Source organism: Nitrospiraceae bacterium (assembly GCA_019637075.1).
Taxonomy (GTDB): Bacteria; Nitrospirota; Nitrospiria; order Nitrospirales; family Nitrospiraceae; genus JAHBWI01.
In genome coordinates this window covers 110,627-126,192 of sequence record JAHBWI010000007.1, presented here as the reverse complement: position 1 = coordinate 126,192, position 15,566 = coordinate 110,627, and the positions used below count along the sequence as shown (strand labels likewise).

Sequence of the window (15,566 nt, the reverse complement as noted above, 5' to 3'; positions counted from 1 at the left end):
TCTTGAGTCACTCCGGGGGAGCTCATTCCATCGTGCACCCGGTGTATAAGGAAGCATAGCACACGCGTGCCGGCACTCCGTCCGAGCTTCTAACATGCTGGATTGTTGAAGGAATTTAGATCCGCCTAGTGGATTTCCACAGGCGGTAACGCACCGAGAAAGGAGAATTCGCCGATTTTGACGAGCGTGCTGTCGGCACGCAGACGAAAGTCGTCCCGGCCGGTATCAACGAAGTGTGGATCGACCGTGAGATCGCTCTCCGGCTTGAGATCAGGAGCCGGCTGATGCGGAGTGCCCTCCCGAAGGTAGTTCGCCTCGCGATTCTGCATATCGTTGAATGAGAAGGTCACCTTGCTGGACGGTGACACGACGAACCCGTAGCTGTTCAAGCTGACGATATTCCCGGAGGCGGTATTCTGCGAGGTGCCCAGGAATGCGGCACCGCCGCCGTTTTTTACAAAGGTATTTCCGATCAAGGTGGATCGCGACGAATCGTACACTACCACCGCCTCGAAGAGGCTGCGGGTGATCACGTTGCGTTCGAGCCTGACATCGGAGTTGCCTGCCACGCTGACACCATGATCGTTGTCGTGGATCAGGTTCCCCCGCAAGGTCGCCTGCGCGCGGGAAAATTGTATTCCGGTAGTTTCGCTGCCGCCGATGATGGAATCCTCGATGCGCAGATCTTCAACCTGCTGCACAAACAGCATCCCGTTGACCCTCGCGTGACGCAGCGTGATGCCTCGGCCGTTGAAAATGCCGACGGCATGTCCGCCATGCTCATTGATGGTCAGGCCGATGATTTCCACGTCGGTCGCCCCATAGGGCCACTTGCCCACATGGAAAACACCGACGCGCTCACGGCCCAAAATCGTCACCTGATCCATCCCCGCGCCGACGAGTCGGATCTTCTCTTTGCTATGGATGGTGACGTCTTCGGCATAGGAGCCGGGTTTGATCAGAATCGTATCACCCTTTTTGGCCGCATCCACGGCTTCCTGTATCGAGCGGTACTGACCGGAGCCGTCCAGTGCGACCACGAGGGTATTCGCACCGGCGGTCGCAGGTTCTTCAGCATTGCCAACCGGGACGAACGCGCACAGCACGATGAAGAGGACGCTCAGCATACGCATACCGATCCTCTTACCGCCACGCAGGAGAAGAAGTCAATCCGCCGTGATTGCGGGCTCTCCAGCCCCATGCTATCTTCCTTCCCCGCGTATGATACTGGTAGGCCTGACCGGCGGGCTCGCAACCGGCAAAAGTACGGTTGCCGCAATGCTCAGACGTTGCGGCGCCACGGTGATCGATGCCGATGCCCTGGCCCGCGAGGTCGTCGCACCTGGCAGCGCCGGCTGGCGCGCCGTCGTACGGACATTTGGAGCCGCCATTTTGGGTGCGGACAAGACGATCGACCGAGCGACACTTGGCAGGGTTGTATTCCGGTCTGCAAATAAGCGCCGCCGGCTCGAGAAGATCATCCACCCGCGAGTGGCCCGCCAACAGGCCCGATTGACCCGGCAGGCCGCCCGAGCGAATCCCCAGGCGGTCGTGGTCTACGATGTGCCGTTGTTGTTTGAAGCGGGCATCGATGCGCGCGTCAACCGAGTCGTCGTCGTGACCGCCGACCGGAAAACCCAAATCGCACGCCTGGCCGCACGAAACGGCTTCACAGGCGCCGAAGCAATCCGCCGGATCCGCAGTCAAATGCCCCTGCGACAGAAGGTCAAGCGAGCCGATTACGTGCTCGACGGCACGCTTCCCCGCCGACGGTTATTCGGCGATGTCCGCCGCCTCTATCGACTCCTGAAGCAACAAGCCTAGCCCGCCTTTTCGGGCGAACGATACCTGTGTTAGCATCTCCCCATGCGACACCTTACCATTATCGGATCAGGTCCGGCCGGCCTCACCGCCGCCATCTATGCTGCTCGCGCGGACTTGTCCCCTTTGTTGATCGAAGGCTGGCAATCCGGCGGGCAATTGACCACCACCACCGAGGTGGAGAATTATCCGGGCTTCTCCAAGGGGGTCCTTGGTCCGGAATTGATGAAGGAAATGCGGGCGCAGGCCGAACGCTTCGGGACCGAATTCCTCACCGGCGACGTTTCCTCGGTCGATCTGTCGCGCCGGCCTTTTGCCGTGACGGTCGACGGGGAAAAGACCATCACCACGCAAGCATTAATCATAGCCACGGGCGCCTCGGCGATTCCGCTTGGGCTGCCGAATGAATCTCGCCTGATCGGCCATGGAGTCTCCACCTGCGCAACCTGCGACGGATACTTCTTTCGTGGCCAGGAATTGGTAGTCGTCGGCGGAGGAGACAGCGCGCTGGAGGAAGCTTCGTTCCTGACCAAATTTGCCAGCAAAGTAACCGTGGTCCACCGACGAGACAAGCTGCGCGCGTCGAAGATCATGCAGGACCGGGCCATGAAGAATGAGAAGATCACCTTCGCCTGGAATTCGATCGTCGAAGATATCCTCGGCCAGGACCTTGTCACCGGCGTCCGACTGAAGAATGTCGTAACCGGCAGCACATCGGAATTGCGCTGTGCCGGAGTGTTCATCGCCATCGGCCACCGTCCTAACACCGACCTGTTCAAGGGGCAGATTGCGATGGACGCTGCCGGCTATATCCAGACCTCGGGCGGAACGGCCACGAACGTGCGCGGGATCTTTGCCGCCGGCGATGTGCAGGATGCCGCCTACCGTCAGGCAATTACCGCGGCCGGTTCCGGCTGTATGGCCGCCATTGACGCCGAGCGCTTCCTGGAATCAGGCGAGCGGCATTTCTAGCCACGGCTCAGGATGCTCAAAATCGTCAACCAGCGAGGCCGCAGGCAAGACAGAAGCCGGATGTGCCCCCTCAGGGGCGCATCGAGGATTGTGTTGCGCCGAGAACGAAGTTGGGAACCATTTTCGGCCTCCTGCTAAATCCATGCATTGCGCTATCATCCACTACCACGAACTCGCTCTCAAAGGACGCAACCGCGACTTCTTCGAACAGCGGCTCGTCCGCAACCTCCGGCTCGGACTCAAGGATCTCCGCCTCCGCCGGATCGACTCATTGCAAGGACGCATCCGCATCACCATTCCTGAGGATGTTCCCCTCACCGAGGTCGCGTCACGGCTGCGGCGTACCTGCGGCATCTCGAATTTTCTCCTGACCGAGTCCCTCCCGCTCAACTTAGAGCAGCCGGACCTGACCATGCTCAAACATGCAGCGGAACGGGCCGCGGCCGGAAAGAACTTCTCCACCTTTCGTGTGACTGCTAAACGTGCCGACAAACGGCTGCCGATGACGTCGATGGATGCTGAACGCGAAATCGGCGCCCATGTCGCGGCAATGACTGGAAAGACGGTCAAGCTCAAGAACCCCGACTTGACGCTCTATGTCGAACTTCTCACGAAAGAAGCCCACATCGCGGCGGACAAGACGAATGGACCGGGCGGTATGCCGGTGGGAACCAGCGGAAAAGTGGCCTGCCTGTTGTCGGGCGGCATCGATTCTCCCGTCGCTGCCTATCGGATGATGAAACGCGGATGCAAGGCGCTCTTCGTCCATTTCTCGGGCCGCCCCCTCGTAAGCCGGGCGTCGGAAGAAAAAGCCCGGGAACTGGCTCAGTTGCTGACGGTTTACCAGTACTACAGCCGCTTGTTCGTCGTGCCCTTCGGCGAAATCCAGCGAGAGATCGTGGCGCAGGCTCCGGCACCGTTCCGCGTCGTGTTGTACCGCCGATTGATGGTGCGCATTGCGGAAGAATTGGCCAAGCGGGAGAACTGCTGGGCCCTGGTCACCGGAGACAGTCTCGGCCAGGTCGCCTCACAGACGCCCGAAAACCTGTCGGTCATCGAGGCGGCGGCGGAACTGCCGCTCCTTCGTCCGCTGATCGGCATGGACAAAATCGAAATTACCGAGCAGGCACGGCAACTCGGCAGCTTCGAGACGTCCATCGAGCCCGATCAGGATTGTTGCAAACTGTTCGTGCCGCAACATCCCAGCACGCGCACCAGACTGGAAGATATTTTGCGGGTTGAACGCGGGCTGGAAATCAGCGCCTTCGTCAAACAGGGCGTGGAGAAGGCCGAATTGTCCGAATTGGTGTTTCCCGGCTGAATCCAGTTCTGCCCCCGGCTCCCGACGGACCATGCGCGCAGAGACCTACCGAATTCGATCCAACGCCCGCTGTCGCACGATTCGGAAGTGGGTTTCCAGTTCTCGCTCCATCGCCACCGCGATCATCCAATCTGGAATGACGGTGTCGACTTCCACCAACAGATCAAACTCCGCGCGTGTCTGGGTCCCATTCCCGGCAGGCGCGAGCTTCCACACCCGTCGGTACTGCTTGAAATCGCCCCCTTTGAGTTCAGTCACCAACCCACCGCCGGGCAACGGCTGCGACTCACACACAAGCCGGCGTTCTCCCGGCAATAGGGAATGCGAGATGTACAATTCTGTGAGCACACGCTCATCGCGTTGCTCGACCTTCGCCATTCGCATCCGGGTTTCAAAAAGCTCGGGCCATTTGGGATAGTCCGTCAAGATCTCCTGAATGACGGTGGGACTTCCAGGAAACAGCAGCGTGGCGGTGGCTCGTACGCCACCGTTTGATTGTGTCTGCACGGAGAGGTCCTGCAAGGCCGCATCCTTGTGGCGTTCCTCGGCAGCCCAGGTCGGCTCCCCCGCGGAGAGCAAGGTGAGCAGCACACCGGCCAGCAAGCGCAAACCGAACGGTTTTCTCATGCTAGCTCGTCATTGCCTCAAGTAGCCGCTGATGCACCCGGCGAACCCTTTCCAGCTGCCCTTTGGCAGGGAACCGTTCGTAAAACCCATCTGCACGAAACTCCTTGGTGAGTTCCGCCCAAGGGGCGAGCAACTCGACAAACGGCTTGTGACTGCGCTGGGTTTCCCAGTCCGTGATCAGCTTGCGATCCACGATCAGATCGTTGAGCACCCGTATCAGAGCCTTGAGCGTCACGTCACGCGTAAACATATAGCGCTCGTTGTTGCCCCAGATGTCGCCCATCACGTCTTTCACGCCCTTCAGGTAGTCCCGAACGAGGGCATAGAATCGGTCCGCCCTCATGGCCAAATGCGAATCCATCCATCGCTTGTGGGACAGCACCACTTTCAGGAGCTCATTGAACATTTCAGACTGCAAAATCCATTTCTCCTGCTTACTCCGTCCCCCCAAGCGATTGATCTTGTATTGTAGGGGAGAATCATCCTCGCCATACAGCAGATTGGCCACCTTGGCGGCGAATTTCTTCTCCGGGCTTTCCCAGGAGACCTTTTCGTACAGATCCACGAGATGGGAGCGATTGATCCGGGTGTGGGTCGAATTGATGATGACGAACATTTCTGTCGCGAAGTCCGCGCTTCGACCGTCGAACAGGACACAAGGTACTTCGACCTGGTCAATTTGATCAGGATGTTTATCCCGAAAGAAATGCAGCCCGGCCAATCGATGCTGGCCATCGATGACGAGGTACCGGCCCTTCGGCTCACTGAGATGCCCGACCGAGTCCGACTCACCGGCTCTGCGGAACGCCAGGGTCTCATCGGTGAACAGCAAAATCGTACCAGGGACCATTGGCTGGGAAACCACCGTCTCGTAAAAATTCACGATCTGTTTGATCTTCTGACGATTGAGTATGCGCTGAAAGCCCTTCTCGCTCCGCTCGATTCCCGAGATAAATTTGGCGACTTCATCGTGTTCCCCGACGGAAGCAGCGGCAATCTCTTCGCCCTCGAAATAGTACCGACTCGTGAACTGGATCTTGTCGAGTAACGCCGCAGCCTTGTAGGCAATGAAATAGAAGAGCCCCTCTTTCTGCCTGATTCGCGTCGCGAGCATGAAACCTCCTCCTCGGCGCAAGATCCTCGTCGGCAGGACTGCACCGTAAGCGGATGCGCCGATCAAGGACTGCAAGCCGGGCGATCCCGCGGTGACATCTGCTCTCGTTCAACGGTTTATTATACCGATCGACTCAGGAGGGCGCGAGCGGGGAAGCGCTGAAGCCGGTCGTCAGGGTCAGTCGCCGGCCAGACGAAAAACCATCACCATGCCAGTCGTCACACCCTGTTCGTCATGAATGAGCGCCGAACTGTCGCTGATGCGGCATTCACCGCCATGACGATGCCGCAGGATGGCGGCGCGACCGCCCGATTCAGTCTCGCTCTGCGACTGAAGGACTCGCTGGGCGGACCTTGGAAGAGGTTGGCGAGTCACTGGATCCATGAGCACCACAATCTCATCGACATCCTTGCCAACCGCCTCTGCCTCGGACCAGCCGGTCAACCCCTCAGCAGCCGGATTCAACATCGTCACACGGCTGTCTCGATCGATGGTCACGACCGCATCCCCCATAGCCTTGACCACGGCGCTCAACCAACGCCCGCGCTGTTCCACCATCCGCGACACCCGGTGCCGGAACAAGGCAAGTTCCACGGCGGCGCGGAGATCGCTGCTGACGAAGGGTTTGATGAGGTAGGCCAGTGGCAACGTATGGCGCGCGCGCTGAAGTGTGTCGTCATCCGCAAAGGCCGTGAGGTAGATCACAGGGATTTCATATTGCTGCTGGATGCTTCGGGCGGTCTCGATGCCGTCCATCGGGCCCTTCAGTTTGACATCCATCAAGATGAGATCAGGGACGTGCTCGCCGGCGAGCCGAATGGCATCGGCGCCCGAGGATGCCACCCCGACCACCACGTAGCCGATAGACCGAAGCTGTCGGCGAATATCCTCCGCCACGACAACTTCATCGTCAACGATGAGAACTTTGGCCTGTATCATGCCATCTCGACCAGGAGCCAGTTTGGACCAGTCTTTATTAGGCCAGCCCCCCATTCACTCGACACACCCGTGCGCCCCGCCGCGCCGGACAAGACGCAACTAACATGCCATCTTCCCCGTCAATAAAGACTTGCAGTTAGCGAACGGCGCCGTTCAGCGATCCCTTCCCCCCGGAGCTTTTTGAACAAGACGGAGGGGAAACGTTCGAACCGGTCCACTCCGCTCACGCTCCCTGTCCGTCCGTGGTGGCTGGTCCACAGCTATGCTAGGATGCGTGCTTCACAAGGAGTCTTCGCCAATGCCTCACTTGCCTACTGCTCAACAACTCTTGCTGACCGCCGCGATCATCTCTGCCTGGTTGCCGTTACCGACGCTGAGCCATGCCCAACCGACGGACGAATCCTCGGCCACGACGGAACAGACCTGCGGGTTTGGTATGGCATTGGGGCAGCCTGCCCAACAGTGCGATGTCCCCATCCCGCAGGGCTGCAGCGTGGCTAACTTTCCCGGTACGACCAAGCCATGGATCACGGTGTCCAAGGCCGGTAAGACATTCTGTCGGTTCGACCCGAATGCGACGGATTGGAAAGCCCGCATTACGGGCAGCTGCAGCCGATGTGAATCCAGCCACTGCACAGGCCAGTTCAGCGTCCGCTTCGATTGTTCAAAGAAGCCATGACCCCCGCGACGCGGTCGCTTGCAATTAAAGAGGCCGCACACAGGCTCGGGTTTGACGCGGTCGGGATCAGCATCGTGACGCAGCCGGACTCGGCATCGGAGGAGTCTGGGCAAGTAAGCGATCGCTATGGACGCCTGACCGAATGGCTCCGCCGCGGGTACCAGGCCGGCATGACCTGGATGGCCAAGGACCCTGCAAAACGCGCTGATCCCAACATCGTCCTTCCAGGCTGCCGCTCCGTCGTTTCAGTCGGCCTGAACTACTACAGCCACCACCGAGCCGATGAACGACCGGGGCACGGACGTATCGCCCGTTACGCCTGGGGAGAGGACTACCACCGCATTCTGGGCGAACGGCTCACCGCCCTTGGGAAGGACGTGCAGGCCATCTGCGCCGAGGCTCGCTCACTGACCTACGTCGACACGGGGCCGGTCATGGAAAAGACCTGGGCCCAGCAGGCCGGATTGGGATGGATCGGGAAACACTCGAATCTCGTCTCCGCCCGTCACGGCTCTTGGCTCTTGCTGGGCGAAATTCTCACGACGGCAGAACTCCAACCGGATGAACCAGGCAGCGACCTCTGCGGCACCTGCCGCCTCTGCATCCAGGCCTGCCCGACCGGGGCCATCCCCGAGCCCTACATCGTCGACGCCCGTCGCTGCATTTCGTACCTGACCATCGAGTACCGTGGCGACGGCTCGGACGTGCCGGAGGAGGTACGGCGAGCGATCGGCAACCGCATCTTCGGCTGCGACGATTGCCTTGACGCCTGTCCCTATAACCATGCAGCTGAACCCAGCAAGGAGCAGAGATTTCAGCCGACGGCACTCACGCTGGCGCCGGACCTCTCCCGGCTCGCCAAGATGGAGGAAACGGAATTCAGCGCCACCTTTCGTCTCAGCCCGATCAAGCGGGCCAAAGCATCCGGCCTGCACCGCAACATCGTCTGGGCGCAGGCCTCTACGGCCCCTCCCAGGACAGCAGCTCCACCACGCTCGGAGTGACAGCGTCCGAGGGGCACTTCTCCTTTCCCGTCGGTTAATGGTAGGCTACGTTTGTCCGCTCCGGGCATCGCGCGATCCCGTTCCGATTGCAGAATCGCCCTATGCAGGCAGCCAGCCTACTCATCATCGAAGACGAAGAGCGCATGCGACGGCTCTTCGAACTCGTCCTGAAATCCACCGGGCATGACTTACAATTCGCCGCGTCCGGCGCCGAAGCCCTCCGCCTGATTCAGGAACAACCGGCGATCGACCTCATCATCACCGACCTGCAGCTGGGTGCCGTGTCCGGGATGGACATCCTGGAAGCCGCGCGGCAGCAACTGCCCGATGTGCCGGTCATCATCGTCACCGGCTATGGGACGGTGAAATCGGCGGTCGAAGCCATGCAGAAAGGCGCCTACGATTACATTTCCAAGCCGGTGGACAATGACGAACTGAAGATCGTGATCGGACGGGCGCTGCACCTGCGACAACTATCTCGCGACAACCGATCGCTTCGCGCGGATCTCCACGAACAATACGGATTCGACCGCATGGTGAGCGTATCGAAGCAAATGGACCTCGTCAAACGGCTGGCCAAGGAGGTCGCGCAAACGGACGCCACCGTGCTCATCACCGGTGAGAGCGGTACCGGCAAAGATCTATTGGCCCGCGCCATCCACCTGGCAAGCCCTCGCGCGCAAGCTCCGATGGTCGCCTTGAACTGCGCCGGAATCCCCGAACACCTCCTGGAGTCCGAGCTGTTCGGATTCGAGAAGGGCGCATTCACCGACGCGAAGAAAGGCAAACCGGGCCGGTTCCAACTGGCCGACCACGGCACGTTGTTCCTCGACGAAATCGGTGAAATGAGCCTGACCGCGCAAGCGAAGCTGCTGCGCGTCCTGGAACACCATGTCGTCGAACCATTGGGCGGTGTGCGCAGCATCAAAGTCGACATCCGCGTCATCGCAGCCACCAACCAAGAACTGCCCGATCTGATCAAGCAAGGACGCTTTCGCCTGGACCTGTTCTATCGATTGAACGTCTATCAACTCCGCATGCCGCCGCTCCGTGAACGGCCCGAGGATATCGCTCCGATTCTCGGATCATTCTTGGACAGCGCCCGACGCGAACGGGGTAGTCGCATCCGAGGAATCAGCCAGGAAGCGCTGCACATCATGGAGCGATACGGATGGCCCGGCAACGTGCGGGAACTGCACAATGTCGTGGAATGGCTGACGATCACGTGCAAGGAGGGTGAAATCTCCGCGGAGCATTTGCCGGCCTCGCTGCGGACCGGCGACGCACTGACGGCATCCGCGCCAGACAGTCCCCCGTCGCTACTATCCCTGGGACTGTCGGTCGAGGAGGTGGAAAAAGCTCTTCTTCAAGAAGCCCTGCAAAAAAGCGGCGGCAACATCTCTGAGGCAAGCCGCCTGCTCAAGGTCACACGCAACACACTTCGATATCGCATGGCCAAATACAACCTTTCGCAGCCGCCAGGGTGATGCGCTCAGTGATCAGGGCCGGTGGGCTCCAGAGGAAGTTTTTCTTCGCCCTGTTGACCGTCGGCATGGTCCCGGGGGTCGTCGCTCTCTGGGCGACCTACCACTTCAGCACGGCCAGCATCAAACAGGCGATCGGAGAAGGATTTCAGGAGATCGCCCGTTCGACGGCGTTGCGACTGGCGACGGCCATCGACCAGGAGATCGACCGAGCGGTTCGATTGGCCCTGGTTCCAGCCCACATTCGTCAGCCGGTGAAGCGGTCCAACGCAGGCCTCCCGGTCGATGGCCCCCGCCAAGCCCAGCCTTCCTTCTCCGATGCATCGGAAACGGCCAGATACTTGCGCGAGTGGGCTGCCACCTCCGGTCACTATGTGCGCGTCATCGTGGCCGACCGGAACGGCCGCCTCGTCGCCAGCACCGACAGCGTGTTACGTAAACCGGCCGAACAGCCATGGTGGCGTGAGACACTGCAGGCGCCGCCCGCGACCTATTACGTGAGTCCTCTCGTCCCCGATCCGGATCTTGGCCAACCGGTTTTTTACATTGGCGTCCCGATTCTCGAAGAAAAAGATGGGCCCGCGATCGGTGTAATCGGGCTCGTGATTCGGCGAGAGTTTCTTACCGACATGATCCTCCCCATCCGTGTGGGAGACACCGGTCATGGCATGCTGGTCGATACCCAAGGCACGCCGTTGATCTGCCCCGTGCTCCCCTCCACAGCCCATTTGATTCCGTCGTCGCTCATGAATCGGCTGGCAACCCCGCAACCGCTCTGGCTGGTGGCCGAAGATGATGCTCACGGAGGGCGCCAGGCGATTGTCGGCGCTGCCCCGGTACGATTCGGCCATGCCTTAACGCCCTCCAGTCTCGGCGGGCATCGTTGGTATGCCTTCATCCGGCAGGCGCCCGAAGAAACCTATGCGCCGGTTTTCTCGCTGCTCACCACGGTCGGACTGATCGGATTCGGTCTTGTCCTCGCACTGTCCTGTTTCGGTTTTTTCGTGGGGCACCGCATTGTGAGGCCGATCTCGGCCTTGCGGCGCGATGCCGAATCCCTGCGACAAAACCTTACTTCGCCGGGGCCGCTGCCGTCGGAACCGCCGCCGACGGTGACACCCTCTCTGTACCGCACGGGGGATGAAATCGAAGACCTCGCTGAGAGCTTCGTCGCCATGAGGACGGTGCTGGAGGAAAACTTCAGAACCATCAGCGCCCAGCAACACGAACTGGTGCGGCGGGAGAAATTGGCGTCCGTCGGGCAGTTGCTGGCCGCCCTCGCTCACGACATTCGAAACCCCTTGGGCGTCATCCGCAGTTCCGCACAAGTCATCCTTGGTGGAGATCAAGAACCGGGAGTGCGACAAGAGGTGGCCCGCTACATCATCGAGGAGGTCGACAAGCTGTCCCATCGGCTGAACGATTTTCTCCGCTACGCGAGACAGAAGCCGCCTGAATTCAAGTCCGTCGTGGTAGAGGACGTCGTTCGCACAGCGCTCCGGCAGTGGCAGGCTCAGGGACGCGCCGATCGAATCGCCGTGGACTGCCGGTTTGGAGAAGGCCTGCCTCCGGTGCGCATCGACCCGGACCAGATCAAGGAGGCCATGATCAATCTGTTGTCGAATGCTGCGGAAGCGATGCCGAACGGGGGGAGGCTCACGCTTGTCACCGTCCGAGGTAAGCAGTCAGACGTGCTGCTCGAGGTGACGGATTCAGGAAGCGGGATTGCACCGGAGCATTTGCCTCGGCTGTTCGAGCCATTTTTCACGACCAAGGAGTATGGCACCGGCTTGGGGCTGACGAACGTGAGGCGGCTCGTCGAAGACAACGGCGGAAAGATCGATGTACGCAGCAAGCCTGGCGAAGGCAGTACTTTCGCCCTCCATCTTCCCGCTGCGACCTCCACCGAGGAGGAACAGGCCCCTATCGCCCTGCACGGATCAGGATCGGCAGAAGGCGCCTGAGCGTGGGCCTTAGACCCGTTTGACGTATTTCCCAAATCGGTCCGGCAACAACACGCCGGTGAGCTTCAGATTCTTCCCCTGTATCGTCTGTTGAACGGCCTGGATCCTCGCCGAGAAATTCGGGTGGGTTTTGAAAAGCGCCCGGTCGTCGCCCTTCAGGTCACGCAGCCGGCTCAGCAGAGTCACATAGGCACCGGCATCGTAGCCGACCCGCGCGGCAAATTCTTCGCCCAGGGTATCGGCTTCGATTTCCTTTCCTTGATCCAACCCTTCATCCAACAATTTTTTCACCGCTCCGTCGATCACGCCCTTAAACGCATTGGGATTGGCCGTCGCGTAGGCCAGGCCGGCCTCCGTAACCCCGGCCAGCCGTTTGCTTCGCTGAATCACCTCGAGAATATGCTTTTGGCTGACGTGCGCGATCTCATGCCCCAACGCCGCGGCCAATTCGGCTTCGTTTTGCACTTGGCGCAAAAGACCTCGCGTCACGAAGATGTAGCCGGCCGGGGCGGCGAAGGCATTGATCGAGTTGTCGTCGAGGATGGCAAAACGGTAGGGAATGTCCGGCCGGTCAGAGGTGAGGGCCACCGCCCGCCCAACCAGATTCACATACCGAACCAAATCAGGCTGATCGACCATGCCACCGTATCGCGCCACGACCTGCAACGCAATTGCCTGGCCTATCGAGGATTCCTCTTCGTAGCCGATCGGCAACAAGCTACTGACCACACTGCCCGTCCCGTGGATCACGTTGGCCAGACGAGGATTACCGGATTGCCGGGCTGTGTCCTCCGCTACTCGTTGGACTTCAGCGCAACCAGCCGTCATCAGGCTCAGGGTCACCAAAGCCGCGGACCAGATGGGATTATTTCGCATATTCACCGAGCCCTCCTTCCCGGAGAAACTCCTCCACATCCTGATCCGCCATCTGATAGGCGGTCATTCGGTCAACCGCTTCCCGGTCCTTCGCCCCAATGCCGGTCCGATTCGCATAGCCTTCGGACGCCTTGTCGAGGCCGCGGGCACCGGCCGACGCGGTCGTGGACGAGGCATCCCCGGCCCGCATGCTCTGTCCCAACTTGGCTAACATGTCACTACCGCCGGAAGGTTTGCTGGATGAAGTCTTATTGGAGAAAATCCACCCGCGCGCGCCGTTCGAGGTCTTCACGTCCAACCAGCTCCCGTCACGACCGAGCACTTCCAAGGCATCACCAAATTTGACGTTGGCCACGACGCCGTCGAGCGATGTCTTGCCGGAACGCAATTGTCCCGTCTTGGCCTGCACGTAGACGGTTTCCGCCCAGCCGGCAGTCCCGATCGACAACAAAGCGATCGTCAGCCCCAGCACCCTTCCCCAATTCATCGTTGTTTCCATCACGACTGCCTCCCTCCGGCAGGCTTGCCCGCGACAGTCACGCCCGCCTCGCTACTTCGACTTCAATTCGTAGACGCCGTCCCAGGCAGCAGCGGGTGGTTCCACTTCGTAGGCCGCCGCCCGTTCCAGATACACACGTGAAGGTCCGTCCGCCGGATCGAGAGCCAAGGCCTCCGCAAACCGGGCCTTCGCCGTCGCAAAATTCCGCTGCTTATAGGCCGTCAACCCTTCGAGATACCGGTCGAGGATGCTTCTTTTCTGTTCGGACAATTCCCCCCGCCGGCACAACAGCTCATAGACCACGACGGGTTCCTTTTTGCCCTTTACACGTAGCAGGTCTACCTCGCGCACTTCAACGTCGTTCTTGGCCAATTCCGCCGTACGTTGCCCGAGGAGAATCAAGGTGTCATAAAACTTGTTAGCCCCCTCCAGACGCGAGGCAAGGTTCACACTGTCCCCGGTGACTGTATACTCCATCCGCTCATCCGACCCCATGTTGCCGACGATGCAAGCCCCGGAATTGATCCCGATGCGCGCACCGATTTCCGGCAGACCTTCCTTCAGCCACTCCGCCCGCAAGCGCGCCAACTCAAGCTGGCACTCCAGCGCGGCGGAGCAGGCTCGTGACGCATGGGCGGCATCGTCCAGCGGCGCACCGAAGATCGCCATGATGCCATCGCCCAAGTACTTGTTCACGTTGCCCCGGTGGTTGCGCTTAATGATGGTGGTCATGGCCGAGAGGTACCGGTTCAACAGCGTAACGAGTTCTTCAGGCGGCATCTTTTCGGAAATGGTCGTGAAGCCGGCGATGTCCGAAAAGAGGATCGAGATCTCCTTCTTCTCCCCACCGAGCTTGATGGCCTCCGGATTGCGCATGATCTCCTCGACCACCTCCGCAGACATATACTTGTCGAAGGCCGCCCGCATCAGGCGCCGCTGACGGCCCTCCGTCACATACTCGACCGTGGCCGCGGTGCCGAACGTCAGCAGGAGCGCCGCTTCGGGAAACACGAGATCCATCCAGCGCTCATGGCCCGAAAACGCATGGGCGACGAGCGCGTAGTAACCGACGGCCATCGCAAGCGTGGCCCCAAACTTCACGAGATAGGACCTGACGAGCATGAAGGTGGTGGCGGAACCGATGCAAAGCAGGAACAATATCAGCCGGGAGAACCAGACCGGCGCCTGGCGTAGCGCCTGCCCGTGCAAGAGATTGTCGAGGGCCGCCATATGAATCAACACCCCGGGAGTCTGGCTCGAGAACGGCGTGACACGCAGGTCATAGAGCCCAGCCGCAGTGCCGGCGATGAAGACAATTTTATCTTTGAAAATCGACGCATCCAGCGACGGCTTCTCACCCTTTTGCTGCTGCGCGAATGCCTGCAGGACTCGGCCGACCGAGAGCCGCTGACGGTGATAGGTCTGCTCAAGCGCGCCATGCCAATCGGCCAGGAGACGTCCCGCCGCGTCGAGCGGCACGATGGTGTTTCCCAACATGGCCCGCTCAGAGTTCAAGGAAACGGTCTCCGTCCCCAGTAGCGCACGGGCGACTGCCAATGAAAGATGCGGAACCCATTGTCCCTCCACCTGCCCGGCCAACGGAACCCGGCGCGTCGGCCCGTCGGCGTCCGCAGACAAGTTGATGACTCCCAATCCGCGAGCTGCGCCGGCCAATGACGGAATCGGCATCTTTAACGATGGGTACCGATCGACGGAAGAACCTGCGTTCGATTCTCCCCCGCTGATCCCGATAGTGGCTCGTCGCAGCAGATCAGGAGGCGGTGCCGGACCGTCAGACTGAAACAGCATCGGGAGAAACACATTGCCCGCAGCGGCAATATCATCGGCGAACGACTGGTCGAATTCCTCGGCATTCTCATCCGGCTCGAAAAACATGACATCGAACACGATGGCTTTGGCGCCGGCCTGCTTGAGGTACCGCACCACATAGCCATGGCGATCGCGCGGCCAAGGCCAGCGGCCAAACGCTTCGAGACTCGCCTCATCGATGGCGAGCAGCAGGATATTGGGATCGGCTTTGGCAGGTTCTGCATACCGGCGGACGAGGTGATCCAGTGCTTTGAGTTCTGCGACCTCGAACCAACCAGAGGCTTGAAGCGATACGGTGAGTAGGAATACGCCGAGGCCGACAGCCAAGGCAGAGAGCACGCGTTGAACGGGCTTCGTCAGGACCACAGACTCCTCATGCGCCAACCAGCCGGGTGCCATGGTAACGAAGATCGCTACGGAGGGAAAGTGTGATTCC

General features: G+C 60.3%; 14 protein-coding genes. 7 read left to right on the top strand and 7 right to left on the bottom strand.

Features of this window, described 5'->3' with window-relative positions; all coding sequences use genetic code 11:
- Nucleotides 1-125: 125 nt before the first annotated feature.
- Complete coding sequence (locus KF814_16925) at nt 126-1,133, bottom strand: right-handed parallel beta-helix repeat-containing protein (protein ID MBX3237832.1); 1,008 nt, start codon at nt 1,131-1,133, stop codon at nt 126-128.
- Nucleotides 1,134-1,221: 88 nt separating this feature from the next.
- On the opposite strand from KF814_16925, the gene coaE reads away from it, so the two are divergent.
- The 3 genes from coaE to thiI all read left to right on the top strand — a co-directional run bounded on the left by coaE (nt 1,222) and on the right by thiI (nt 4,114).
- On the top strand, nt 1,222-1,824 hold the full coding sequence (gene coaE / locus KF814_16920) for a dephospho-CoA kinase (protein MBX3237831.1): 603 nt from the start codon (nt 1,222-1,224) through the stop codon (nt 1,822-1,824).
- A 42-nt stretch (nt 1,825-1,866) separates the two neighbouring features.
- Nucleotides 1,867-2,793, top strand: coding sequence for a thioredoxin-disulfide reductase (gene trxB / locus KF814_16915; GenBank protein MBX3237830.1), 927 nt, complete (start codon nt 1,867-1,869; stop codon nt 2,791-2,793).
- A 142-nt stretch (nt 2,794-2,935) separates the two neighbouring features.
- Nucleotides 2,936-4,114 (top strand): tRNA 4-thiouridine(8) synthase ThiI, encoded by a 1,179-nt coding sequence (thiI, locus tag KF814_16910; protein MBX3237829.1) that lies wholly within the window; start codon nt 2,936-2,938, stop codon nt 4,112-4,114.
- A gap of 45 nt (nt 4,115-4,159) precedes the next feature.
- On the opposite strand, the gene KF814_16905 is transcribed toward thiI, so the two are convergent.
- The 3 genes from KF814_16905 to KF814_16895 form a co-directional block, all read right to left on the bottom strand.
- On the bottom strand, nt 4,160-4,741 hold the full coding sequence (locus KF814_16905) for a hypothetical protein (protein ID MBX3237828.1): 582 nt from the start codon (nt 4,739-4,741) through the stop codon (nt 4,160-4,162).
- A 1-nt stretch (nt 4,742) separates the two neighbouring features.
- Nucleotides 4,743-5,855 carry a DGQHR domain-containing protein gene (locus KF814_16900; protein ID MBX3237827.1) on the bottom strand — a complete coding sequence of 371 codons (1,113 nt, stop codon included), beginning with the start codon at nt 5,853-5,855 and terminating at the stop codon, nt 4,743-4,745.
- Nucleotides 5,856-6,032: 177 nt separating this feature from the next.
- On the bottom strand, nt 6,033-6,794 hold the full coding sequence (locus KF814_16895) for a response regulator (protein ID MBX3237826.1): 762 nt from the start codon (nt 6,792-6,794) through the stop codon (nt 6,033-6,035).
- 298 nt (nt 6,795-7,092) lie between these two features.
- On the opposite strand from KF814_16895, the gene KF814_16890 reads away from it, so the two are divergent.
- From KF814_16890 to KF814_16875, 4 genes are all read left to right on the top strand, one after another.
- Entirely contained in the window at nt 7,093-7,473 is a 381-nt protein-coding gene (locus KF814_16890) for a hypothetical protein (protein ID MBX3237825.1), read from the top strand.
- Nucleotides 7,470-8,477, top strand: a complete 1,008-nt coding sequence (queG, locus tag KF814_16885) for a tRNA epoxyqueuosine(34) reductase QueG (GenBank protein ID MBX3237824.1) — start codon at nt 7,470-7,472, stop codon at nt 8,475-8,477. Before KF814_16890 ends, queG begins: the two co-directional genes overlap by 4 nt.
- A gap of 101 nt (nt 8,478-8,578) precedes the next feature.
- Nucleotides 8,579-9,964: a sigma-54-dependent Fis family transcriptional regulator gene (locus KF814_16880; GenBank protein MBX3237823.1), complete on the top strand. Its 1,386-nt coding sequence runs from the start codon at nt 8,579-8,581 to the stop codon at nt 9,962-9,964.
- The gene (locus tag KF814_16875; protein ID MBX3237822.1) at nt 9,961-11,925 is read left to right on the top strand and encodes a HAMP domain-containing protein; all 1,965 of its coding nucleotides are present in this window, start codon (nt 9,961-9,963) and stop codon (nt 11,923-11,925) included. Before KF814_16880 ends, KF814_16875 begins: the two co-directional genes overlap by 4 nt.
- A 9-nt stretch (nt 11,926-11,934) precedes the next feature.
- Here KF814_16875 and KF814_16870 read toward each other — a convergent pair whose 3' ends face one another.
- The 3 genes from KF814_16870 to KF814_16860 are packed head-to-tail and all read right to left on the bottom strand — an operon-like array spanning nt 11,935 to nt 15,529.
- Nucleotides 11,935-12,807, bottom strand: a complete 873-nt coding sequence (locus tag KF814_16870) for a M48 family metalloprotease (GenBank protein MBX3237821.1) — start codon at nt 12,805-12,807, stop codon at nt 11,935-11,937.
- Entirely contained in the window at nt 12,791-13,303 is a 513-nt protein-coding gene (locus tag KF814_16865) for an SH3 domain-containing protein (protein MBX3237820.1), read from the bottom strand. Before KF814_16865 ends, KF814_16870 begins: the two co-directional genes overlap by 17 nt.
- Nucleotides 13,304-13,351: 48 nt before the next feature.
- Entirely contained in the window at nt 13,352-15,529 is a 2,178-nt protein-coding gene (locus KF814_16860; protein MBX3237819.1) for an adenylate/guanylate cyclase domain-containing protein, read from the bottom strand.
- Between the last annotated feature and the right edge of the window lie 37 nt (nt 15,530-15,566).